The sequence below is a fragment of the Lachnoclostridium phytofermentans genome (genome assembly GCF_000733755.1).
Taxonomy (GTDB): domain Bacteria; phylum Bacillota; class Clostridia; order Lachnospirales; family Lachnospiraceae; genus Lachnoclostridium; species Lachnoclostridium phytofermentans_A.
Map to the genome: position 1 here is coordinate 241,196 of NZ_JPOF01000003.1, position 25,064 is coordinate 266,259.

General features: G+C 37.0%; 18 protein-coding genes. 1 reads left to right on the forward strand and 17 read right to left on the reverse strand.

Translation table 11 applies throughout. From position 1 onward, the window contains the following. Positions 1-161: 161 nt before the first annotated feature. Positions 162-1,295 carry a peptidoglycan DD-metalloendopeptidase family protein gene (locus CC92_RS21495; RefSeq protein ID WP_051650798.1) on the forward strand — a complete coding sequence of 378 codons (1,134 nt, stop codon included), beginning with the start codon at positions 162-164 and terminating at the stop codon, positions 1,293-1,295. 337 nt (positions 1,296-1,632) lie between these two features. Here CC92_RS21495 and CC92_RS0106520 read toward each other — a convergent pair whose 3' ends face one another. The 17 genes from CC92_RS0106520 to CC92_RS0106600 form a co-directional block, all read right to left on the reverse strand. Next, positions 1,633-3,357 carry an ABC transporter ATP-binding protein gene (locus CC92_RS0106520; protein ID WP_162175520.1) on the reverse strand — a complete coding sequence of 575 codons (1,725 nt, stop codon included), beginning with the start codon at positions 3,355-3,357 and terminating at the stop codon, positions 1,633-1,635. A 34-nt stretch (positions 3,358-3,391) separates the two neighbouring features. After that, positions 3,392-5,242: an ABC transporter ATP-binding protein gene (locus CC92_RS0106525; RefSeq protein ID WP_051650797.1), complete on the reverse strand. Its 1,851-nt coding sequence runs from the start codon at positions 5,240-5,242 to the stop codon at positions 3,392-3,394. 12 nt (positions 5,243-5,254) lie between these two features. Then, complete coding sequence (locus CC92_RS0106530; protein WP_029503757.1) at positions 5,255-6,328, reverse strand: ArsR/SmtB family transcription factor; 1,074 nt, start codon at positions 6,326-6,328, stop codon at positions 5,255-5,257. A gap of 471 nt (positions 6,329-6,799) precedes the next feature. Beyond that, positions 6,800-8,197, reverse strand: coding sequence for a polysaccharide deacetylase family protein (locus tag CC92_RS21500; protein ID WP_051650796.1), 1,398 nt, complete (start codon positions 8,195-8,197; stop codon positions 6,800-6,802). A gap of 336 nt (positions 8,198-8,533) precedes the next feature. Continuing rightward, entirely contained in the window at positions 8,534-9,196 is a 663-nt protein-coding gene (locus tag CC92_RS0106540) for a V-type ATP synthase subunit D (RefSeq protein WP_029503755.1), read from the reverse strand. Positions 9,197-9,199: 3 nt separating this feature from the next. Further along, complete coding sequence (locus CC92_RS0106545) at positions 9,200-10,582, reverse strand: V-type ATP synthase subunit B (RefSeq protein WP_029503754.1); 1,383 nt, start codon at positions 10,580-10,582, stop codon at positions 9,200-9,202. Further along, positions 10,582-12,351 (reverse strand): V-type ATP synthase subunit A, encoded by a 1,770-nt coding sequence (locus CC92_RS0106550; protein WP_029503753.1) that lies wholly within the window; start codon positions 12,349-12,351, stop codon positions 10,582-10,584. The genes CC92_RS0106545 and CC92_RS0106550 overlap by 1 nt, the downstream gene beginning before the upstream one ends. 54 nt (positions 12,352-12,405) lie before the next feature. Beyond that, the gene (locus tag CC92_RS0106555; RefSeq protein ID WP_029503752.1) at positions 12,406-12,729 is read right to left on the reverse strand and encodes a V-type ATP synthase subunit F; all 324 of its coding nucleotides are present in this window, start codon (positions 12,727-12,729) and stop codon (positions 12,406-12,408) included. Further along, on the reverse strand, positions 12,722-13,702 hold the full coding sequence (locus tag CC92_RS0106560) for a V-type ATPase subunit (protein WP_029503751.1): 981 nt from the start codon (positions 13,700-13,702) through the stop codon (positions 12,722-12,724). The genes CC92_RS0106555 and CC92_RS0106560 overlap by 8 nt, the downstream gene beginning before the upstream one ends. A 39-nt stretch (positions 13,703-13,741) precedes the next feature. Next, complete coding sequence (locus CC92_RS0106565) at positions 13,742-14,356, reverse strand: V-type ATP synthase subunit E (protein ID WP_029503750.1); 615 nt, start codon at positions 14,354-14,356, stop codon at positions 13,742-13,744. A 19-nt stretch (positions 14,357-14,375) separates the two neighbouring features. Continuing rightward, the gene (locus CC92_RS0106570) at positions 14,376-14,891 is read right to left on the reverse strand and encodes a V-type ATP synthase subunit K (protein WP_081841910.1); all 516 of its coding nucleotides are present in this window, start codon (positions 14,889-14,891) and stop codon (positions 14,376-14,378) included. A 1-nt stretch (position 14,892) separates the two neighbouring features. Continuing rightward, positions 14,893-16,908, reverse strand: a complete 2,016-nt coding sequence (locus CC92_RS0106575; RefSeq protein WP_029503748.1) for a V-type ATP synthase subunit I — start codon at positions 16,906-16,908, stop codon at positions 14,893-14,895. Then, positions 16,895-17,218, reverse strand: coding sequence for a hypothetical protein (locus CC92_RS0106580; RefSeq protein ID WP_029503747.1), 324 nt, complete (start codon positions 17,216-17,218; stop codon positions 16,895-16,897). The genes CC92_RS0106575 and CC92_RS0106580 overlap by 14 nt, the downstream gene beginning before the upstream one ends. A gap of 273 nt (positions 17,219-17,491) precedes the next feature. Next, positions 17,492-17,863 carry a NusG domain II-containing protein gene (locus tag CC92_RS0106585; protein ID WP_029503746.1) on the reverse strand — a complete coding sequence of 124 codons (372 nt, stop codon included), beginning with the start codon at positions 17,861-17,863 and terminating at the stop codon, positions 17,492-17,494. Positions 17,864-18,122: 259 nt separating this feature from the next. Continuing rightward, the gene (locus tag CC92_RS0106590) at positions 18,123-21,431 is read right to left on the reverse strand and encodes a discoidin domain-containing protein (RefSeq protein ID WP_029503745.1); all 3,309 of its coding nucleotides are present in this window, start codon (positions 21,429-21,431) and stop codon (positions 18,123-18,125) included. Positions 21,432-21,571: 140 nt separating this feature from the next. After that, positions 21,572-22,849, reverse strand: coding sequence for a glycoside hydrolase family 28 protein (locus CC92_RS0106595; protein ID WP_029503744.1), 1,278 nt, complete (start codon positions 22,847-22,849; stop codon positions 21,572-21,574). Then, positions 22,833-25,034: a glycoside hydrolase family 88/105 protein gene (locus tag CC92_RS0106600; protein WP_155998396.1), complete on the reverse strand. Its 2,202-nt coding sequence runs from the start codon at positions 25,032-25,034 to the stop codon at positions 22,833-22,835. Before CC92_RS0106600 ends, CC92_RS0106595 begins: the two co-directional genes overlap by 17 nt. Between the last annotated feature and the right edge of the window lie 30 nt (positions 25,035-25,064).

The window sequence follows — 25,064 nt, forward strand, 5'->3', positions numbered from 1 at the left end:
ATTACAATTATTTTCCTTTTCTTATACTTTCTCTGTTCAAAATGTTGACAACATGTTATTAATTTGTTATAATTCGTCTGTGTGATGTAATAATTCTGTAATATTTAACATCACAACTACCATCTATGTATAGTTCAGATGGCATACTTTGGAGGATTACAATGAAAAAAAGAGTCATTATGCAAGCAGCAACCTTGTTTATTGCACTATTTTTGTGGAATCAGGCTACAGCGGAAGCGAAAACTGAAGAAACAAGTTCATCAAGAATAAATAATGAAAGTACATTGTCCGGTGGCGGTATCGGTGGTATGTCAATGGCAATTGATAATTACTATGATGCCAGATTATCAGAATCCGGAATCTCAATAAATAATGCTACTACAACAATTCTAGTTGGAGGTGAACCACTCGCTCCAAGAGAATTTCCGCCAATTCAATTTCAAGGTATCGCAATTGCTAATGTAAATGACTATGTAAATATTCGTACCAAAGCTAATGCGGATTCAAGTCTTGCAGGCCGTCTTTCTCGTGGTTCTGCTGCAACTATCCTAGGAGTGGAAGGCGAATGGACAAAAATTGTATCCGGAAAAGTAGAAGGTTATATCAAGTCTGAGTACTTAGCAACTGGTGAAGATGCGGTAAGATTAGCTCAAAAAACTTATGTGCAATATGCTCAGGTTACTTGTACTACATTAAATGTACGTACGGAGCCTTCAGAAAGCAGCCCTCGCCTTGGACAAATTGCCAAAGGTGAGCAACTTGAAATTTTAGAAATCCTTGATGAGTGGGTTAAAGTCGACTATAACGAGTCTGATGCTTATGTTAATAAGAGCTATGTAGATTTTGTTTATAATTTCAAGTATGCAAAATCTATTGACGAAATAAAAACAGACATTAACTATATGGTTTGGCCATTACCATCAGATCATAATATCTATACGTATTATGGATATCGTAAAGCTCCAACTGCTGGTGCTAGTACTTATCACAAGGGTCTTGATATCGGTGGTGCTTATGGTTCTTCCATTGTATCCGTACTTTCTGGTCGTGTTGTAGGCGCTGGTTATAGTAGTAGTGCTGGCCGTTATGTTGAAGTTGATCATGGTAAGGGTGTTGTTACGAGATATTTACACTGTTCTAAGTTGTTAGTAAATGTTGGTGACTATGTAGACCAAGGACAAACAATTGCTTTGGTTGGTTCCACTGGAATTTCAACTGGACCACACTTACACTTTAGTTTATTAATCAATGGTAATAATGTAAATCCTTACCCTTATTTGAAATCTGTTCATTAATTGAAGTCTATGTTTCTCACGGAATTCTTCTTAAGAATAACAGTAGAAAAGCACTGAAATTTATCTATAGTAAGAATCAAGGGTGCCTAGCAAAAGCTAGACACCTTTATTTATTTATTTATTTATTTACGTTCTTGATACATATTTATCTACTTTCTCTATATGTAATCTTTTTCGCATTCTTTTGTTTGTCTTTATTCCTTCCTTACCTAGTATATGAATCTAATATAATTCTAAAGAATTATCGATATCTAAAAAAGCTCTTCTCCATCATTACCATTATGAAGTTAACTCTGATTAGTTATGACACTCTTAGAAAATCATACCTACAATTTAATTAGCTAGAATAATTAACAGCTTGTGAATTGAATAATTTATAGTATAAGCTATCTTGTTTCTCCATTAATTTCGCATGACTATCGTAATCTGATATTACACCACCATCAATAACTAAGATTTTATCACAGAATACACTGCTTGACATTCTATGTGAGATATAGAGTGCTGTCTTATCGCCAACCAGTTGATTGAAGTTCTCATAGATTTCAGCCTCAGCAAGCGGGTCAAGTGCACTTGTTGGTTCGTCAAGGATAATTAAGGATGCCTCCTTATAAAGGGCCCTCGCAATTGCAACCTTTTGACTCTCACCACCGGACATTTCAATCCCGTCTTCGTCATACGCCTTTCCAAATAGAGAATGGATTCCATTTGGTAATGATTCTACCTTTTCTTTTAGTCCAACCTTTTCTAATAATTCTGATGCCTTCTTTGTATCCTCTTGTGGCTCCTTACATGTAATGTTCTCTTCCATCGTAAAGGCAAATAAGCGATAATCCTGAAAAACAGCAGCCATACTCTTCATATAGCTTTTATGGTCATATTCAAAAATATCATGATCATTGATATAGATTTTTCCTTCCGTTGGACGATACAATCTACAAAGTAATTTGATTAATGTCGTTTTACCGGCTCCATTTAACCCAACAATTGATATCTTCTCACCTTTTTGAATCTCAAAGCTGATATCTTTTAGTACCTGTTTTTCACTACCTGGGTATTGAAAAGTGACATGTTCAAATCGGATAGAATCCACACTACTTTGAAATGGTAAATCTCCTCCAACTTTTTCTTCCTCCGGTAAATCCATAAACTCCATAAATGGTTGTAAGTATCCTAAGAATTGAGTTATTCTTATTACTTCTTCACCTAACGCCATAACAGAGGAGGTGAATTTTATTGCTGCAGTTACATACATTGTGAAGGAACCGATTCCAATCTTTTCACCAAACCAGTTTGTGATTACTCGTACACCCACGTAACCATATGCGATAGCAGCTTGTAAGTCATTAATAATCCTTAATAAACCTGCATATTTTCCTTGAGCTGTATAATACTTTGTAAACCATACGTTTATTTCATCGTTATATTGTCTAACACGTTTGGTTAACATTGGACTCATTCCATATAATCTAATATCCTTTTGCAATTTATCATTGTATGCTAACCCTACATAATAACCATACTTACGATTCACAGGGATAATCTCACTAAAGAAATTTTGCTGATACTTCATAAATTTCTTTTGTGCTACAAAGGTAATTATAATTGTGACAAGCAGAAATAGAACTAATGCTAAACTTAAAGAAAAGATTACTGCTAAAAGTCCAATTAACGTTACAATACTATTCAATAGATTGCCAACACTTATAATAAGATTCTCCATTGCTGATTGATTATTAGATGCAAAAACTGCTCTTTCTTTTAAATCCAAATAATAAGGATTTTCTAAGTAAGAGTATTCTACTTTCATAATCTTTTCTGACATTAGGTGATTCATCTTTTCTCTCATGAAGATTCCTTTTTCATCCATCACCCGTTTCATTGTCATGGTTAACCATGCAAAAAGTAAATTCGATAACACGATAATTCCACCAAAAAGCAATAATCGTTTCGACTGCCTTCCACCAAGCAATTCATCAATCAAAAACTTAGGTAAAACTACATTAATTAATACCTGCCCACTGGAAGCCAATGTATTAAGGAACAGTAATACGATGTACATAGGCGAGATTTTCCAAGATAGTTTAAAAAACATTTTAAAGCACTTCACTGAGTTCATCGTTCATAGCCGAGAAGTCTTCCTCTCGACGTTCCCTCCCTTCTGTATAGTACTTTCCTTGCACAGAAAACATTTGACTATAGGATCCGCCTAATTTCATCAACTCCTCATGATTACCGTATTCCTTTAAACCATCTTTGTCAAAAAGAGCGATTTTGTCACAGAATTTTGTGCTGGCAAGACGATGTGATATATAAACGGCTGTTTTACCTTTGACTAATTCACTAAAGTTCTCATAGATTTCAGCTTCGGCAAGGGCATCGAGCGCAGCGGTTGGCTCATCCATAATTACCATAGAGCTGTCTTTATAAAGAGCTCTCGCAATGGCAAGTTTTTGGCTTTGACCACCTGAAAACTCCGTTCCATCAGCCTCAATTATCTTTAACATCATCTGTTCTCTACCTTTTGGTAATTCATTGATTTTCTCTGTCAAACCTACTCGGTCAAGAGATTTGATAACACGAGTTTCATCTATCTCTTCGGAGGTACATGCTACATTTTCATTCACTGTAAATGCAAGTACATTAATATCTTGAAAAACAACAGCAAACATATTATATAATTCTTTTTTGTCAAATTGCTTGATTGGAATCTGATTAATTCGTATCTCTCCCTCAGTAACATCAAACAAGCCAATCATTAATTTCACTATGGTACTTTTTCCTGCTCCATTAATACCAACAATCGCTAGTCGTTCTCCTTTGTTAATCTTAAAGTTTAGGTCTTTAATTATGTATCGATCCGTATTCGGATACTTAAAGCTTACATTATCAAACTCGATTTCTAATGTATCATCCTTAATTGACTTGTGTTTACCACCTTTTGCACCTAAGTCACGGTCTAAAAAATTATAGAAATCGTAGACATAATGTGTTTCATTGATTACATAACTTATCTGCTCTGAGAAATTCTTTAGCATTGCAGATAAACTCACCACTGCCGCTAGGTACATTGAAAAATCAGCAATTGACATTCCATCCACTACTTTTTTAATTAAAATACCATAGGTCAGAGCGTCACTGAGTAGTAATGTAAATAATCCTAAGAAACCTAAAGCATACTCTCTGTTAAATATTTGCTTTTTGACAGCGATATAGCCATTGATTTCCTTATCATAATTGGATAAGATTCTGCCAGCTAAACCATAGAGCCTAATATCCTTTCCATAGGAAAAATCATGAGTCGTCTGGTAGTAATATCGTTTTTTTCGGTCAGCCTTTGCTAGTTGTTCCTTTCGCTTATATTCCTGTTTATGCACCTTCCTACTAATGTAAATCGTTACAAGAAGGTTTACTAGAAGGCCTAGTAAAATCAGTGGATTTATCATACCGATTAAAACTATAAGTACAATAATCGATATCATTACAGCCGGTATATCAAATAGTTTATGATAAACCCCCTCTACACCATTACTATTCGAACTTGTTGCTTCCATTGCTCGGTCATTTTTATCAAAGAACGTTGAGTCTTCCATGAATTGATAATCTGCACTTACTATCTTATCGAAAATTTCACCGATATAATCAATACGAAGCCTAGTAATTCTTGGATAAGCACAGTTAGATGTATAACTTTTAATAAATCCCACCATGGAAGCAAGGAGCAGATAGCCTACAATGATGATGATGACCGTCTTAACATCTGCTAAATCTCCTAAAACAAGCTCCCCTATTAATAATTTTGGCAATACTATTCCAAAAAACGGATAGATTGCTGCTGCAATTGTGTAAACAAATAACCATGCAAAAAGTGCCTTATTTTGTCGTTTCACATTTGCAAGCATCTTTCCAATTGTTTTAAAAATTGGATACTTTGACTCAGATTCCATTAGATCCTCCCCTTAATAATATTTATTTGTAAGATTTAAGATAGATTTACTTAAACCCTCCAATTTCTCTTGATTTAGCTCATAATATACTTTCTTAGACTTTGATGCATCCACTGTTAATAAGACATATCCCTCCGATAACAGTATATTAATATGGTGAGAAACAGTGGCAGGCGTTAGCTTTAGATTTTCTGCCATTTCCTGAATGTACATTCGTTTCATAGATAACATGTGAAGCATTTTTAATCTTGTTGTATCACTAATTGCTTTTAGATCTGCAACAAGCTGTGCATCATTAAATCTATTCTGATTACTCCTTTTTACTAGCTCGACCAAATAAATACCCACATGAAAATAATAAGTATCATCAACATATTCCATACCAAGTGCATTATATTGGCTGATACTAGGAATTAAAATAAATTTTTTACCACTCTCTATATGAATAAGGATAGATTCTTTTAATACTTCATCTAAATAATCCGGCTCCCTCATACGGACTAATTCTGCCTCAACGATATGCTTAACAATAGGATAGGATTTCTGTCCTAAGTCTTCTGCTATACGCTTTAATTTCATTAATTGATTCTTAATCACTTTACGGTCCATATACAAATTAATCAATCGCATTTTATATGTATCATCAAGGCTTTGACTATCTAAAAATAGAATTAATTCAGTAACATCTTTGACATATACTTTCTCATCCGATATTGTCTCTGAATACTGATCCTTATTTAGCATGTTAACAAATGCCAAATCTTCCACGGTGAATTCCCCAATGCCCTCATCTATTCTTAGCAGATTACGATAGTATAACAACAAAATAGAACCTTCCTCTATTTCTGTATCCGTCAATTTTAGTAAGGCTTTAAGCTTTGGAAATTCTTCTATTACAACACTAAACTGTTCTTTCACTTGATTACAAAAATCTTGAATAGGTTGAATATATTCTAGCATCTCTTCCTGGGTCATTCCAAACTTCTCATAGTTACTCAATATCTCAAATTTATTTTCTTTTGCAGTATAGCAATTGATTGCTTCTTCAAGATAGTCTGGTTTGGTAATTATGTCTTTTTCCAACATAGATAATATTCTCCTTCTATACTCAATAATACCTCAAACAGTAATCTCCTTACATTAATATTACTTTTATACCATATATTGTCATTTCATTTCAAGTATTATAAACAATTTTCTCCTAATATATTTCACATTATACAAACAAATTCTCTTCTTGTCAATTATATTAGATGCTTATCTAATATGTATTATATAAATCTATTATATGATGCATAGACTATTTAGAAACTTAATATAATTATCAATACTGATATTGAACTTATAAAATGTATCCCTAATAATACAGGTCAAATTATTAAAAGTAGAGTTTACACAAACTTTTTAACACAATCATTAACCCTAGGTTAATTTCTAAATCAAGAATCTAAGATAATAATAGGATAGAAAGAATGATATAAGTATGAGAGTGAAAACCTAAAAGAAAGATTTTCACTCTCATACTTTCGATTCTGTATATTAAAATTCTAGTGATTATTATTTGCTATATTTTGATGAGAAATATTCTTTTCCTGCATTTAGTCCTGTACCCCGGTATTCAAACAACTCCGAAATTGTAACCAACTGATAACCTTCTTTTGTTAGTTTTTGAATCACTTTTTCTGCTGCCGTTGCAGTAGTTGGGTAAACATCATGCATCAGTATAATAGCTCCATCTTTTGCACCTTTCATTGCTTCTTTAACTATCATATCAACATTTCTTGATTTCCAGTCTTCTGTATCTACTGACCATTCTATCATCGGATAATGAATTGCTGATCTTACGGTTTGATTCACAGCACCATAAGTCGGACGTACTAGTTTGGGCGTATATCCAGTACAACGTATAATAGCCTCTTGTGTTTTTGCTATTTCTCGTTTGATTTTCTCTACTGTAGATGTGGTTAATAAAGGGTGAGAATAAGAATGATTTCCTATTTCGCTACCTTCTTTAATCATACGATTTAATACTTTACTATGATTGTCAACCCGTTGTCCAAGGACAAAGAAGGTTGCTTTTCCTCCGTATTTCTTAAGAGCATCTAAAATTCTCACCGTATAAATATCATGTGGTCCGTCATCAAAGGTCAATGCAATCATTGGTTTATCTGGATCGATTTTACGACCTAATAATAGCTTCCCTTGCTCATCCAAGCATAAGTTCTTTGATATTGCGGTAATTGCTATCGACGTTGTAGGTGATAAGGACAACCCACTTAATAAATCATACTTAGGAAAGTATACGGTGATTTTATCTTGCGTTAAAGTAAATTGTAATCCATTTTGAACTGCATTCATGACCAAGTTTTGTATCATATCTTCATCTAAATATTTGCCGTAGATTTCCTTTGTTTTTAATTGGTGTATCACTTGATCATAAAAGTCTTGTTGGAAAGAGGTAGCAATAATATCCTCTAATCTAAGGTTTTTCCCTTCTTCTACTTGAAAACATAAAGTTTGAACAAAATCTCTTTTTTTCTCTTCCCATGGCATACCTTCTAAAATACGAAATTTGATACTGTAGATATTCGGATAGGAAGCATAGGTCTCATATTGAACCGCTAGTCTTGGGGTATAATCGAAGGCTATCTCGCCTTGCTCTTGTTTTAGCATCACCTCATTCTTAAAATCCGTTACAATGGAATTTACATATTCCATAATTTTTTGATCCACTACCTCATCCCCTATTTTAGGATAATAGACAGATATTTTGGTAATCCCATTAAATTCCTTGATCACTTGGGTATTTCCTATCTCCTGGTAAATAGAATCAGGTGAAATAACCTCATCATGATTTTTCCTATTATCTTTAGAACAAGAAATCATCGCAATAGATAGAAAAAAAAGAAGTAGCAATTGAAAATACTTCATTGTCCTACCATTTTGTTTATTCATATCAGTTCCCTTTCTGCCCTTTCATTGGACTGTGCTATCAGGGATAAGAAAGTGGCATCGCCGATAGGCTTCATTCTATATTTTTAATTCGAGATTTCCAAACTTTCTCTCTGATGAACCTTATGAATCTATGAAATACTATTAATAATTTAACTAATCATATTATTTGCAAATTTAAAAAAATTATTGTTTGAAAATATATTTCCATAGGATTATCTGCCTTTTCATAATTCAATTGCTTTCCCTAGTCACAAATGAAAAATTTGATGCAGGAAATTTTGGTATAAAAAAAAGGAATCACCTACTATATCAAATAGATGATCCCCAATTTAGCCGTTATTCTTTTCTTTTTCTCTCTTCAAGTGCATCTTTCAGTACAAGTTCTTTCACTTTCATTAATCTTATTTGCGTGCTCCTCTCATTTTCATCTAGTTTCATCATTATGTACTTTATTTTTTCCATCATATCCGGTATTAAAACATGCTCTAATGCATTGACCCGACGTCTTGTTTTTTCAATTTCCGCTGCCATCAACTGACAACCTTTCTCACATTCCGCAAGTCGTAGCATCTTAGGTAATACCACGGATAGTGAATGTACAGCATCATCTAAGTCACCTGATGTAAAGGCATATCCATAGGGATAAATATCGCTTAGATCAGAGGATTTCGTATGATATTCAAAGTTCGGTATCTCGACACTCATAACATTCTTAGTACTCGCCTCAAGATAAACCTCTTGTTTAGGAACCATCATCGCAGCATCTAGAAATTCCTCCTGCATCATAGCTCTAGCAAGAGCAAAGTTTTCATTCGCATGTAAGATTCCTTCTTCGACTTCTTTTCTTAACTGCATATTTTCTTTCACTAGAATTAAGAACTGACGCATTAATTCATCCCGTTTATCTTTTAATAATTTATGTCCTCTCCTAGCTGTTGAAAGCTTCTTTTTAAGTTTTGTTAACTCCATCCGGGTCGGATTAACATGAGTGCTTGCCATATCTTACACCCCCACTGTTTTACCATAATACTCATCAAGGTATTCATCTTTAATTCTCTTTAACTCAGTCCTTGGTAAGATAGATAATAGTTTCCACCCAAGATTCAATGTTTCTTCAATGTCTCTGTTATTATAATATCCTTGCGAGACATATTCTTTTTCAAAAGAATCGGCAAATTCCGCATATAGCTTATCAATGTCAGTCAGTGCTGCCTCACCAAGCACTACCATTAATTCCTTGGCTTCTTTTCCCCTTGCATATGCAGCAAATAATTGATTCATTGTATTGGCATGATCTTTTCTCGTCTTCCCCTCACCAATTCCCTTGTCCTTTAACCTCGATAGGGAGGGTAATACATCAATTGGCGGCATGATTCCCTGTCGATATAGTTCTCTGCTTAGGATAATCTGCCCCTCCGTAATATATCCGGTCAGGTCAGGTATTGGATGAGTTTTGTCGTCTTCTGGCATAGTAAGGATTGGGATCATTGTGATACTTCCATTCTTTCCCTTTTGTCTACCGGCTCTTTCATATAAAGATGCTAGGTCTGTATACATATATCCTGGATAGCCTCTACGACCAGGTACTTCTTTTCTTGCTGCAGAAACTTCTCGTAAGGAATCTGCATAGTTCGTGATATCTGTTAAAATAACAAGCACATGCATATCCTTTTCAAATGCTAGATATTCAGCAGCAGTAAGAGCCATTCTTGGTGTTGCAATTCGCTCAACCGCTGGATCATTTGCTAAATTTACAAACATTACCGTTCGATCAATCGCTCCTGATTCTTTGAAACTTTCAGTAAAGAAGTTTGCTTCTTCAAACGTAATTCCCATCGCTGCAAAAACAACCGCAAATGCTTCATTCGTTCCTCTTACCTTTGCTTGACGTGCTATTTGTGCAGCAAGTTCTGCATGCGGCAAGCCACTTGCCGAGAAAATAGGAAGCTTTTGACCACGAACCAGGGTGTTGAGACCATCGATTGCGGATACTCCCGTTTGAATAAATTCCTTCGGATAGTTTCTTGCGACTGGATTCATAGGAAGGCCATTGATATCCATTCTTTTCTCTGGCAAAATTTCTGGACCTCCATCCATTGGACGACCAAGTCCATCGAATACACGACTGAGCATATCCTCTGAAACTGCTAACTCCATACCGCGGCCAAGAAACCGCACCTTACTATCGGATAAATTAATCCCTGTTGAACTCTCAAATAATTGAACGAGAGCATTTTCACCGTCAATCTCAAGAACTTTACATCTTCTTCGTTCCCCACTTGTTAGTTCTATTTCACCAAGCTCATTGTAGGTAACCTGGGTAACACCCCTTACTAACATCAAAGGGCCTGCAACTTCTTGTATTGTTTTATACTCCTTTGGCATTAGGCATCCTCCCTTCCTACCAACTGCTCCGTTTGTTTTACTATCTGATTTTTTATTGCTTCATACCTTTGATCTAGTTGTTCCTCTTTTTCATATTTAAAACGACCAATTTGTTCCCTTACCGGTAATTTTACTAAGGCATCAATGAATGCTCCCTTTTTAAGAGCAGCAAACGAAGCATCATAAAAATACAGCACTAGCTCCATCATTCGATATTGCTTCTTTAATGTTGTATAAGTGTCTACCTCGTGGTACGCATCTTGATGAAGAAAATCTTCTCTGATCGACCTAGCAGCTTCTAACTTTAATCGATCCTCTGAGGACAGTGCATCCATACCAACTAACTTTACTATTTCCTCTAGTTCAGATTCATCGTGTAACAATTTTACTATCTTTAAACGAAGTGACGTCCAATTTTCATTGACTTCGTTATTAAACCAATTCCCCATCTTATCTGCATATAATGAATAGCTTGTTAGCCAGTTAATCGCAGGGAAATGTCTACGATAGGCGAGGTTTGCATCAAGTCCCCAAAAGACCTTCACGATACGCAGCGTTGCCTGAGAAACCGGTTCTGAAATATCACCACCAGGTGGTGATACTGCTCCTATCACGGATAAAGCTCCTTCCCTGTTGCTAGAACCAAGAGAGATGACACGACCCGCGCGTTCGTAAAATTGTGCTAAACGGCTTCCAAGATAGGCTGGATACCCCTCCTCTCCAGGCATTTCTTCAAGACGTCCGCTCATCTCTCTTAATGCTTCTGCCCACCGAGAAGTAGAATCCGCCATTAATGCAACAGAATATCCCATATCCCGATAATACTCTGCTATTGAAATCCCAACATAGATCGATGCTTCTCTCGCAGCAACTGGCATATCCGAAGTGTTAGCAATTAGTACCGTACGCTCCATTAACGAATATCCTGTCTTTGGATCTTTTAATTCTGGAAACTCATTTAAAACATCTGTCATTTCATTTCCACGTTCTCCACAACCGATGTATACTACGATATCAGCTTCCGCCCACTTTGCTAATTGATGCTGTACAACGGTTTTACCACTTCCAAAGGGTCCTGGAACTGCTGCAACACCACCTTTGGCAATAGGAAATAAAGTATCAATCACTCGCTGTCCAGTTACAAGTGGCATCTGAGGTGCGAGTTTTTCTTTAAATGGTCTGCCAATTCTTACGGGCCACTTCTGTAACATTGATACGGATACTTCTTCCTCATTCTCCGTTCTTATAACAGCTATGGTTTCTTCAATCGTATGTTCCCCTTCAAAAATCTTTGTAATGATACCATGAACTCCATTTGGTACTAATACTTTATGTACTACAATTGGTGACTCCATTGTTGTTCCAAGAATATCACCAGCGCAAACTTCCAATCCAACATAAGCGATTGGTTCAAAGTTCCACTTACGTTCTCTGCTTAACGAAGGTACCTCGATTCCTCTTTCTAGATTATTCCCTGTTCTCTCCATTATCTCATTTAATGGACGTTGAATTCCATCAAAAATAGAGCCGATTAATCCAGGTCCTAATTCTACACAGAGTGGGTAACCAGTTGATTCCACTGGCTCTCCAGGTCCTAAACCAGACGTTTCTTCATATACTTGTATGGATGCTTCCTCACCATGCATCTCAATAATCTCACCAATTAATCTTTGACTGCTAACACGAACCACGTCAAACATATTGGCATCACGCATTCCCTTCGCTATGACTAAGGGACCAGCAACCTTTTTGATTACACCTTTACTCATTTATTTTCACACCTGCCTCTTCCTAATATACAAACTTTCCATCCATATGATTTTTCACATTTCTTCTCTAAATATGATATCCGATCCAACTGCTTGTTCTACCATTTTCTTAATTCTGGTTACCCCATTCTTCGTATTTCCAGCGATACCAGGAATAGGGAGGATGACAGGAAGTGCAATATTCTTATGGCTATCCAAAAGACTTGAAAGTTTGGACGCATAATATTCCGTAATATAAATGATGGCATAGTCTTCTTTCAAAAGTTCCTTCAGTACCCTTTTTGCCTCTTCTTCCTCCTCTACTGGAAAAACTGTAAGTCCTAAAGCTCCAAAACCATAGGTGCTATCTCTATCTCCTAAGACTGCTACTCTATACATATAATGTTCTCATCCTTTCCCTGATGAGCTGTTCCGGCAATGAATTTCTCTTTCCGGAGAGTATCAGCTTTACCATCTTAATCTCAGTTTCACGTGCCAGATAATAAGCGACCACTGGAGCAACTGTATAGGATAAATGCTTCACTCCTTTTAACATCTGCATAATCTCATTATCACACCAGAGCTCAAATGCCGCATACGATAGTTTTAATGACCTTGCTCCTTCTGTATACACTGTTTTTTGAAGATAAGAGATTAACTCCTCTTCTCCCTTTTTTGCTGCTGTAATCAACTCTCGCTTTGAAAGCGTTTCACACGGAACTAAAGCTATCTCATAAAATTCCTGACTCTTCTTTGCCTTACAGGCGCGATACGCGATTGTCATATTGGCAAAGGCAAGCTTTTTTTCCGTATAATTTAAAAGTAATTCAACCTTACTTTCCTTCCCTGCACGAGAAAGTGCAGTAAGACAAGCAGCGTCTAGAAAGACATCACATAATTGTCCATCTCCTGTATGTAACAAATCCTCATATGCTTTTTTTACACAATCTGCTAACATGGGAGGGAGTATCTCAAACTTTCCTTCACGAATGCTCTTTAATACTTCTTGAAAAGGCAGGCTTCCTCGTTCTAAAAATGCTTGTTCTTCCACTCTTCCTTTACTCTCTGCATAAATTAACTTTATTGCTACCTTCGCATTATGAAAATCATATGGAATCTGAAACACTCGTAATACCGTCTCATCTTTTACAAGTTCTGTGAACAATTGATATGCCTTTTGATACTCTGCTTCCATGATATCTTCTGCTTCTTTCTCAGTAGATAGTTTTCCAAATCCTCTCTCTTTTAATAAACGAAGACATTCCTCATAATCTTTACAAGCTAATAGTTGCTCTAATGAAGAAACGCTTAACAAGGAAAGCTCTTTTACTCTAATACGTGCGACCGCATAATAATACATCGTATCTGCCATGTATAATCACTCCATTTCCTGCAAGAATGCTTTTCCTCGTTAATTTATCTCTCCCTCTGCTGCAAATAAAAGAGATGCAATGGGTTCGAGTAATTGATCACGTTTTTCTTCAAATAAAGCTTCTATCGATAGATTATGAGTAATATATCCTTGCTCTAATAAAAAACCTCCGGTTATATTCACCGGCTCCTTCGCTATTGTTAACTTACTTTCCGTTCTTTGTTCATTCCTGCTTTTCAAAGCCTCTATGAATTCGTCCGGTAAGCGTTTTAAATCCCTTTGGTTAAAGCATAAGACTCCGTCATGCCCTAAATCAAGCGTAGCCAGCAATTTTAGGATTAACTCGAAATATTCTTCTTCAGGTAACAAAAGAATACTCTCCTTCGCCTGAAGAATAACCTCCAAAATCAGCTTTTGTTTTGCTTCTAAAATTCTATTTTTCTTAGCTACTAATGCTGTAGAATCTGCCTGCTTTTTGCTGTTTTGAAGTAAATCCTCTCTTGCTTTCTCTCCTTCTAATCGAAGTTTAGCTTCTTCTTTTCTTGCTTCCTCATTGATTTCTTCTACTTTCTTTTCTGCAGCTTTTAGCCTTTCTATAGAAGTTATTGCTGCCTCATCTTCAATCTTCTTAATGATCGATTCTAATCCAGTCATAAGCCCTCCTGCCTACTCTTTACAGGGTCAAGGAGCTTACACCACTCACTGCTAAAAGAGAAATTAGTAAAGCTAGAATAGCATAAGTTTCTACCATTGCTGGTAAAATCATCGCTTTACCAAACTCTTCCGGCTTTTTCGCAACCACACCGATACTGGCAACAGATGCCTTAGCCTGTGCAATCGCAGAGACTAAACCAACGATCGCGATTGGAAGACATGCACACAAAAAAAGAGCACCCTTTTGCCATGATAAATCACTGTCTCCACCTAATACACCGACCTTCGTCATCGTAAGGAAGGCAATCAGTAGGCCATAGATTCCTTGAGTACCTGGAAGCAATTGAAGAACTAGAATTTTTCCAAATTTTGATGAATCTTCTGTTAATACGCCTGCCGCTGCTTCTCCAGCCTTACCAACTCCAATCGCAGAACCGATTCCCGCCATAAGTGCTGCAAGTGCTGCTCCCAATAAAGCTAAAATAACACCTAGATTATCTACCTTATCAATTCCATTCATCACTAAAAAGTTCATATTATCTCTCTCCTTTATCCAATTTATAATACTTTGTTCTCATGGTAAATGGACGAAACTCACGTCCTCCGCCATTATAAAACTTTCCAAAAAACTCTACATATTGCAAACGATTCGTATGCACATAAGCGCCAAGAGCATTGATACCAATGTTGATTGCATGACCAACAAGGAAGATCAGAATAAATGCAATAACTCCAATAATTCCTCCACCCACCATGGATGCCATTTTATTAATAACCGTACAAATGACACCAGAAGCCAAACCAAGAGCTAATAGACGAGAATAAGATAAGACATCGCTTAAATAGCCTGTAATACCATAAAAACCATATAAGCCCTTTAGTAATCGCTTCACTGGATTTCTCGATTCTCTCCCAGCTGTCAATATAATACCAATCGAAGAGACTAACACTATGACTAGTGCAATATCCCCCACTTGCTTACTAAACTGAAAGTTAAGTCCAAAGGTCTTCGTAAATACATCCACCGATAGCAATAAAACAATGGAAGCAGTCAGTACGATATACCACAGAATCACATCATAAAGAACCGACTTATAATCTTTTTGTTTTATGCATTGATATAATTTCATAGCTAATCCAGTATAAATATGTACAACTCCAAACAGCATTGAAAATACAAGCATTTTCATTGGTTCATTCACAGGGAAAAACCATAAGGGAGGAATAGAAATCCTACTCCCAAAAAAGGTTTCTGAGACAACATCGACCATATCTCCAAAATAACTGCCAAACATTACTCCCCAAAACATAGTCGAGACTCCACAATATAAAAACATCTTAAGTGAGTTTTTTAAAGAATTCTCCATATTTTTATACTTTAAGAGAGCAAAAGTACAGCCTAATACCATAATTGCCCCATAAGCCGCATCCGCTAACATTAATCCAAAGAGAACGTAGTAAAAAAAGGACATTACCGTTGTAGGATCTATTTCTCCTTTTCCTGGCAAGCTATATGCTTTCACTGTTCCCTCAAGTGGTTTTGAGAATGCTGGATTTTTTAGTAAGATAGGAACCTCTTCCTCCTCGCTTGGATCCATAATCTCTATCGCAACATCACATTTTTCTTGTAAGCTCTTTACTGTTTTGGCTATTTCAGCTTTTGGAATGTATCCGCTTACAACGAATACTTTTTCTGTCTCAATAAGATGTTTCATGACCTCACACTGTTCTAAACGAACTTGTGCATCATCGAACAGAAACTGAAACTCCTCTTGATACTGCTCATATTCTTTGATTAGATCAATGTATTCTGAAATCTTATCTTCTGAAATTAAGATTTCTTCCTCTAATTTTTCTTTTTCTTTCCGAGGCGGTAGTTTGCTATTGGAAATTTTTTGAGAAAAAGAGGCGTCTCTTAAAATAGAATGAACTTCTACTGCTTGTTGCTTTAGGCAAATTACCATGATATAGGTCATTAGTTTACTTGAACTTATTACCTCTACCAATATGTTTTTCTCTGTGGCTGAAGAACTTGAAAAAAGATTTTCTATGTTTGATTTCTCCCATGCATTTGGTAAAGTACCAAAAAAAACAGCCGTACAGTTCGTTTCTGTACAGCTAAAAGGTATCGTAAGAGTAATCCACGGTACGAGTGCCTCAAGCTGTGCCTTTCGTTTCCTGTTTTCTTGGACTTCTTCCGTAATTAATCTTGCAAGCTGCGTTATTCGTAACGCACGCTCTTTTATATGGTTGTATTCTATTTCGTAAGCTTCGTACTTTTCCGTTGTGAGTGCTTTCCTTCCTGTAAGCGAAGAAACCTTTGTCTTTTTACTACCGTAGGTATCAATCACTTGCAGAGCTTCTTTCGCTATTTGCATATCCTCTGCCACAAGGTTTTCGGCCTCTGGTTGTTTATGAAAATCAAACATACTGTCTTCCGTACCGACATCGGTAACTTCCATCACGCCACATCGCTGAAGTGCTGTAAGCAGTTTTTTTCGGTTTCTCTTCAGTGCACACAATTGAATTCTCTGCATATTAAGCACTGACACTATGTAACACTTCCTTTACAATATAATCGATTGTTTTCTTTTTGTTTTCCTTGCTTTTCCTAGTAAAATACTCAATTTCCCTCTCTGCCTCCATCAAGGCATTCTCTAATTGAAGTTTTTGATATTCCCTTGCTTCTAATAGAGCGCTCTTGATAAGTTCCTCTTCCCCTTTCCTAACCCCAGTTAGATGCGTTTTTACTTCTTCATTTGCATGTTCTAACATCTTGCTTCCTCTTGCTACCGCTACATTTTCTTTCTCTTTTGCTAACTCTTCAACCTCACGCACCCGATGTAACATCTCGCCTGCCATTTCACACCTCCTTTGTTACATTATGTAATATTATGGATATCTTATAGAGTTCATTATAATCTATCTTAGTCCCACCTTCAATCCTGTAGCACCTGTATTGGTGTTAAGAAGCTGTTAAAAAAACTCTTGAAAACCGAATGGGTTATTCGGTTTCCAAGAGTTCTTTCTTACAGTCTACAAGATATACTTATACCTTATTTTATTTATCACTTTATAAAAGAAAAAATCTGCTTTATGATTTCTCTTACACTTTGAAACAATGTTATAATCTTCTTATTGCGCTATGGCATCTGTCTTTGATTGTTCCCCTTCGGTAACTTCTACAATAATTTCATTTGGTAAACATATTATCATTTCATTTTTATTGTGAATCGCTGTGTGATTTACGCAAACTTGATCGGGACATCCTGCGCTTTCCATTTTTGCATATCCATCCTCTATTTTTAATACGTTGTCACCAAGTCTGCCAGGTATTACTATGGTTTGATTTTTATATAGGGAGTACGTACCAAAGGTTTCTCCTTCCATACTTACTACAACCTGACCATACTCACCAACTTCACCTGACATCCACCAATATGCTAAAAAGCTTGCACCAACAATCGCTAATAATACCAATAGTAAAATAATATCCTTTTTCTTCACGCTCGTATCCTCTCAATTAAAGTATATTTGCTAATTTAGCACAAAGTAACATTTCCCATAAGTACAGAAAACTAGCACTATAAACTTTTCTTATTCATAACTAGGATAAAGGACAACCTACTGAAAAGTCAACACTTGTTTCTCTGGAATATTATAGCAATTCGCTAAATACCTAACTTCTTAGGTGATTATCAATGTAAGCTATGGGATCGGAGCCTCTTGTCATAATATCCTACCATTGTTTCTTATCCTCTTATTTTTAATTCTCTATATCTGTGGTCTCGCTCTTTACGTCTGTTTTTGAATTTTTAACTGCTCTCTTCCACTTATCAAGCTTTTCATCCGTTAATAGAGTAAGGCATGCAATTGATACATAGGGATCGGAATATGCTCCGATTGTTTGATGCCAACCATCTTTTTCAAGCTGCCATCTGGTTACATGCTCTCCCCCAAATCCAGATAACACAGTAAAACGAATCGCTGACGTAGTCACAGTCCTAGGAAAGGCAATGGTCTTTGGTGAAAATGAGCTATTCCATTGTCCTTCACATAAAAACTCCCAGTTCTCTTCTTTTTGATACTCTACTCGGTACTCTTTTATATCTCCCTCATGTTCTCTGTGATTCTGGCGTGGGACATATAATATACCATAGAACGTATGTGCTTTGGGCATTTCTAATCTTATGTGAGCTGGATGACCTTTGACTAGCATAAAGTCCTCCGCATTACCATTGCATATTACCTGAATATCCTGTGTTTCATCCTCTTCTAGTATCGCTGATACCTCCAGCAATTCCATCGTATGATTTTCATGATAAATTACTTTCATATCTTCAAATAATATTCTTTCCTCCGGAGCAAACTCCTCACTCTCCATATAGCTAAGAATGCTTTTCAAGAGTGCATTAGCTACCAGTGAATTTTCTTTCTCTGATTCTAATGGAAAGTCCACCGTAGTCATAAGCAGACTTCCATTCCCAGCTTTTGCTTCGAAAAGGAGTGCCAGGGGATAGTTTCTATTCCAGTCATCTATCACACGAATGACAGGAGTAAGCTCTCCCCCAAAACGACTAAGATTGATTCCCCTGGTACCATCTAAGATTTCTTCCCACTGCCATTCGGCATAGGCTTCTGTTGGAAACTGACGAAACACCGGGTGGGCTAAATCACAGATAATGCCTAGCCCTCTTGCCCAAGTTGGACCCATCTGTGCATTCCAAAAGACAGGTTTGAATTTTAATTTCGGACAATCATAGCTTAGAGAATCTGCACATGGGTTAAATAAGACCTTTTTTCCCTCTTCTAATGCTTGATTAGCAGCATCCCAGTCCTTCGTATAGAATACCTGATTGGATTCTTTCAATTCCTTACGACAATTTTGATAACTCCATAATCTCCAGCTATTAACAAAACATTCTCCTTCCTGTGTCTCAATACAAACACTTAGCTCATAAACAGAGGCTTCTTTATTATTGGGAAGTGAAAGCTTTATTGTACCCGCCTCAATATTTTTTCCAATCGGAATATTAAGTTTATTTAAGATACTTTTCTTAATTAGTGCAGTCCCCTCCCTTAGTTCATAAAATACCGTAGCCTGATAAAGTTCTGCTTCTCCAAAATGGCTGATTTCAACAGAAGCTGTGACCGTCTCACCAGCTTCGTAAACGTATTTTGCAAGCCTTGCAAGCGGTACTGTCTTTGAACAAAATCTTCTCCATTCCATCGCATTGATATAGCCTTTCTCATCCCAGAAAGCATCCAGTACACCAACCAAAGCAGTCCCCTGACCAAGATAGTCATGTAAATCTAACAATTCAAATCCATACAAATGAGGAGTTCTTAGATTTGCTTCTATTTCTTCTTTATACATTAAGCTCTGTAATTTGCCAGAATGGTATTGAAACTCTTTGGAGTACTTTTCCACTCCATGTGCTTTTGCTGAGCCTTTAAATACTTCAAAATTACTTGGAGATAAGTATCCGGTAAACTTATCTATCATAGAAAAGTCAGGATAAGAGCACCATTGCCCAAGTTCATGACAGATAACCGGAAGTGTTACATCTTTAAGCGATTCCCTATAATCAGCACCTTTCCATCCACCTGAATTTCTTATCGTTCCCCCCGGTTCTAAACCAAAACCTGAGCGGTGGAAGTAAAGATAATCTGTTCCTGTCACCTGTTTCGGTTCGATCGGATATGGCCAGCCAGATTGAATCGTATACAATTTTCTGGAATCAATTGCTTTGCAATGAGCTACAAATTCAGTTAAAGGCTCTAGCCATTCGCCCTTTGGTTCATTGGTTGGAGATAACATCACAAAAGATGGATGATTTCCGAACGCACGAAGAATCCTATCCGCTTCCATTTTAGCGACCTTAAGCATCGGATCCCCTGGTTCAAAACTATTCCACATTCCACATTCCACTTGAAGATAAATTCCTTCCTCATCAGCTGCCACAAATGCTGCTTCTGGTGGGCAATAAGAATGAAAGCGCATAAAGTTTAGCCCCCATTCTTTTATTACTTTCATCACTTTCTGCCAAAATGTAAAACTGCAATCCGTATATCCGGTGATAGGATAATCTCCACCAAAATGTGTTCCCCTAAAATAGGTAGGACGATGATTTACAAGAAAAATCCCATCTTTCGATTTAGCCTGTATAAAACCAAATGTAATTTCTTTTGTCTCCGTACCAAAACTGCTCGTTAAAGAGATGCTTTCCTTTAAAAGATTCATAGAAAACTCATCCCAAAGCTTTGTGTCTTGATCATAGTTCTTTGTCAAAGTTATAAGAGTAACTCCTTCCTGACACATAACCGATAGATTATGATGCGTGGTAAGTGAAGCAGTTTGCGAATTTTTCTTGTCTTCTACTATCGCAATAGAGGAATTTATCGTTTCTTTTGTATGGTTTTCAATGGTTATTTCAAAAGTAGCTTTCTTTCGATCAATATCCGTAAACACTCTCACCTCATTGATAGAAACCGCTAAATGGCTATGTAATTCTATTCTTCCAACCATTCCGTTCCAGCCTGCACAAAGTGCATCTGAAACACCATGTCCATCCGGACGGTAAGGAAGCTGCATACTATTATCTAAGCATATGGTAAGCTTATAATCCTTCTTTTTTAAAAATCCGAGTGAAAATTCATGCGGAGTACATAAGCTAAAATCTTCTCCAACGTAGGTATCATCACACCAGATATGGCTTCTCCATCTGGTATTTTCAATAAATAAGGAATACCATTTTCCCTCCGTAATATCTTCTGCACTGATGATAGTCTGATACCACGCTTTTCCACGATAGATTTTCGGTGGCTGGCTTAAAAAAGGTATTCTTACCTTTCCTGCATTTTCATACTGATACTCTTCTCTTAGATACCATAAGGGATCACTTAATCCCTCCACCCATTCTGTATGACGGGATACCTCTTCCCCATAACCTTGCTCCTGCAATACACCGGGAATTCGAATGCTGTCCTTAAAATTCTCTCTTTCCCAATGATTTGTAACCCCTTCATTTTTGGGGTCTATTCTAAACTTCCATAGTCCTTTTAATGAAATCATAATTACTCTACTCCTTAAGTATAAAATCGGAGTGCCAAAATATATGCAAGTAATAGTTTCAGCACTCCTGTCTCTTCCTTTATTTTATCATAAGATAAAATATTTTAATAGATTCATACTCTTTTATAAGTTATTCCTTATTAGTTATTCCTTATGGTTAATCTTAACTGCTTCCAATTAAAATTCTTAATCCCATGAATTCGTCCAAAATTCTTCGCTTCTATCGTAATATCTTCAAAGGTAAAGTTCTCAAATGGTGCATCTTCAAATCCCTGGATATCGAATGCTTCCGATACTCCCTCATATTCCTTGCGATATTTTGCATTCACACCTTGAATCACAATATTTCTAGCATGGGGAATTCCTTCTTCCTCGGAAACCTTTCCAGTTAATAATCCCCAACTCTTTGGGATATCACCCTCATAATCCTTTGGGACTTCACAATAACTATACGCTGGGTTCCAGTTAAATTGAAAGCTAAATGGGTATGCAACATCCAACATCTCTAAGTTTTCTACCGTAACCTGTTCCAATATACCGCCCCTGGCTCTAGCAGATTTTAACCGAAAACCACATTGAGTACCATCAAATTCTATTCCACGAACAGTAATATTTCTCATACCACCTGAAGTCTCACTTCCAAGTGTAATTCCAGCACCTAGTAGCAGCTTACAATTTTGTATTATCACATCCTCGCAGATACGGTTAACTCGCAACCCATCTGCATCTCGACCTGACTTAATGCATATATTGTCATCATTACAAGAGATTGTACAGTTTTCCACCAAGACCTTCTTACAAGAATCAATATCGATGCCATCGGTACTCGGTCCTTGATTCTGATCAATAGTCAGATTACGTACGGTAACATTTTCACTATAGCAAAGATGTACATTCCAGAAACCAGAGCGAATACAGGAAAAATCCTCAAGGATAATGTCATAACTCTCGAATACTATGACATTTCTTGTTCGGGTACAATCATAATCCACAGCCCAGCGAAGCCCTTTTGCCTCATATTCTCTTCGCATGCCACCATGACGATCTGTGCCCCAGTACTTATTCCACCAGTACTCTCCTTGTCCATCGATCATTCCCTCTCCATAGATTCTGACATTGGACTCATGAAAAACATTTAGAATCCCTGCGGGCCATTCCATCTCAACTCCAGCAACCCTGGAAAATACAAATGGATATTCCTCTTCTCTAATTGTTCCTAGTAAAACAGCATCTTTTTCAAGATGAAAAGAGATGTTGCTTTTTAAGAATAGGGCACCTGTCAAATAAGTACCTGCTGGAAGTACTACCTCACCGCCACAAAGGGCAGCAGCATCAATCGCTTTTTGTATTGCTTTCGTTGTCAGAGAAGTTCCATCCCTGCAAGCCCCAAAATCAAGAACATTAAATTCTTGTTGCATCCATATTCCTCCCCTTCATCTTTTCTACTTCAACTCCTGCTAATATCACAATACCTGTTCCATGATTGTCATTAATATTCCAAGTCAAATCATTCGCATAGTATTCTTTGCTAAAGGAATAACCAGAGCCACGGCATACACCAAAGAGATTTCCCTGTTGGTCAATGGAAGTTTTACATAAGGCTTCCCAGCCTTTCAGCGCTGCATTCTCGTAGGCAGTATTTTCTTCAAACCATCCATATCGAACACCTCTGGAGAAAGCATAAACAAACATCGCAGTACAAGATGTCTCTGGATAAGACTCTGGCATAGTTAGTACTTGATGCCACATTCCTTCGTTATCCTGTAATGATAAGTAGCCCTGACATAAGGTGCGATAAATCTGAATAATATCGCTATACTCTTTATGCTCTGGAGAAAGTACTTCCAAAAGCTCTGTAATAGAAAAGATCGTCCACCCATTTCCCCTTCCCCAAGGGACCTTGGTCTGTATGCTATAATTCACATCATAGATATGAGACATAATCTGAAGCTCTGGCATGAACAGATAATGATAAAAACGTTTCACCTGGTGTATTACTTCCGCCAGATAACTATCTTCTTTGGTCTTCTGATAATAGCGGCATAAGAAAGGTATACTCATGTACATATCATCCGCCCACACTGTTTTGTTCATAATTGGTAGATAACAATGATCACGATAGAAGGTACCATCTGTTAAACGGTATTGCTTTTCTTTGATAAAATCACCGATTACCTTTGCAATGACTTCTCCATCGTATAAGTCATGGTCTTTTTTATATTCTAACATCGCACTACCAAAGGAACCGCAGTCATCAAGACAATCTAAGGTTGTTATCTGGTTATGAAATGGTGCTGCACCGTACTCTTCTTTATCCCACATACAATACTCATAAAAACCTGCTGCCTTCTCAAAATGGCTGCCCACATAAGAAACCACGGACTCCTCTTCAAAAACGCGCCCTGCTTGAAGCATACCATAAAGCGTAACCCCCAAAGGATAAGACCACTCCCCAAAATTCACACCCTCATTATAAGGACGTACTCGGCAGGATTTTTTATCTACATACCAAAAGTCCATTCCCTTCTCTGTCATCATTGGTACTCTGACCTCTAAGTATTTAAGTAGCTCCTCTTTCTTAAGGACTGAAAATGGGCCTGCATAAAGAAATTGCAATTTAGGGTCCTTATTAAAATCATTTCCTTCTAACTTGACAGGACAACTTGCTTCTTTACAGGAAACCACTGGCTTTACTCCAAATAAGGCCACCTGATATATCTCCTCCTTTAACGGGAAGGTATAAGTAAAGGATTCACTTACTTCTTTTTCAAGGAGCGTTTCATCCTCGGTTGATTTTATATATAATTTTCCCTCTCCACTCACTTGGCCCGAGAGAGAGACAGATCGTTCAACTGTCGTTTCCACCTTGGTATAGACAAGGTACTTTTTATTAAGTTCAGGTGAAGCAGCATGTAGATTATTCTGATTTGGATCAACAAAAATTCGCTCTGTTGGAGTGAGAATTTCTTCCTCCTTATTAAATTCTAGGTCAGGATACCAAGAAAGACCAGTCGTTTTTTCCGAATCCCAAAGTTTAGGAAGTGAAGAAAGAGGTTTCTTTACCGGTTCACTGTAGATAAAACCACCCATCCCCTTTCTTTCCTTGGATGGCGCAAAAAACTGAATTCTTCTGCCTTTATAGGAACTGCTTCCAATGCGAATGCCACATCCAAGTGGTGTTTTGATACACAAAAATAATAGACTATTGCTACCCCTTTTCAAAGGAATGGCAACATCCGCGAGACTGTCACTAAAGCGCTCTCCATATAAAGAACTGCGATAACAAAGCTCTCCGTTCACATAAAGAAACACTGGTCCATAAACGCCAAGTCTTAGATGGAACATTCCCTCCTGCATAGCATCTAGTTTAGCCCATGCATACGCATAGCTTTCATTTTCCATCTTTGGAAACTTCTCATGTAGTTTGACTTCATCTAGATAATCTTCGGTAATGTGAAAATTACCTTTTGGATAGATATGATACGTCACAGGTACCAAAGGATTATCTCCATGATATCTTTCTATCATCTGATGAATGACTGCTCTTGTGTCAGTCTTATATTTGGAATAGATACTTTTTTCGATTGGAAAATAATAATTCATAAACTTGTCCTTTCCCTGCCACACGAACTG

Coding starts and splice junctions, on each gene's coding strand:
- CC92_RS21495 (WP_051650798.1), top strand. CDS start 162: ATGAAAAAAAGAGTCATTATGCAAGCAGCAACCTTGTTTATTGCACTA.
- CC92_RS0106545 (WP_029503754.1), bottom strand. CDS start 10,582: ATGCCAAAGGAGTATAAAACAATACAAGAAGTTGCAGGCCCTTTGATG.
- CC92_RS0106565 (WP_029503750.1), bottom strand. CDS start 14,356: ATGACTGGATTAGAATCGATCATTAAGAAGATTGAAGATGAGGCAGCA.
- CC92_RS0106525 (WP_051650797.1), bottom strand. CDS start 5,242: ATGGAATCTGAGTCAAAGTATCCAATTTTTAAAACAATTGGAAAGATG.
- CC92_RS0106600 (WP_155998396.1), bottom strand. CDS start 25,034: ATGAATTATTATTTTCCAATCGAAAAAAGTATCTATTCCAAATATAAG.
- CC92_RS0106530 (WP_029503757.1), bottom strand. CDS start 6,328: ATGTTGGAAAAAGACATAATTACCAAACCAGACTATCTTGAAGAAGCA.
- CC92_RS0106580 (WP_029503747.1), bottom strand. CDS start 17,218: ATGGCAGGCGAGATGTTACATCGGGTGCGTGAGGTTGAAGAGTTAGCA.
- CC92_RS0106540 (WP_029503755.1), bottom strand. CDS start 9,196: ATGGCAAGCACTCATGTTAATCCGACCCGGATGGAGTTAACAAAACTT.
- CC92_RS0106570 (WP_081841910.1), bottom strand. CDS start 14,891: ATGAACTTTTTAGTGATGAATGGAATTGATAAGGTAGATAATCTAGGT.
- CC92_RS0106555 (WP_029503752.1), bottom strand. CDS start 12,729: ATGTATAGAGTAGCAGTCTTAGGAGATAGAGATAGCACCTATGGTTTT.
- CC92_RS21500 (WP_051650796.1), bottom strand. CDS start 8,197: ATGAATAAACAAAATGGTAGGACAATGAAGTATTTTCAATTGCTACTT.
- CC92_RS0106590 (WP_029503745.1), bottom strand. CDS start 21,431: ATGATTTCATTAAAAGGACTATGGAAGTTTAGAATAGACCCCAAAAAT.
- CC92_RS0106520 (WP_162175520.1), bottom strand. CDS start 3,357: ATGTACATCGTATTACTGTTCCTTAATACATTGGCTTCCAGTGGGCAG.
- CC92_RS0106550 (WP_029503753.1), bottom strand. CDS start 12,351: ATGAGTAAAGGTGTAATCAAAAAGGTTGCTGGTCCCTTAGTCATAGCG.
- CC92_RS0106560 (WP_029503751.1), bottom strand. CDS start 13,702: ATGGCAGATACGATGTATTATTATGCGGTCGCACGTATTAGAGTAAAA.
- CC92_RS0106595 (WP_029503744.1), bottom strand. CDS start 22,849: ATGCAACAAGAATTTAATGTTCTTGATTTTGGGGCTTGCAGGGATGGA.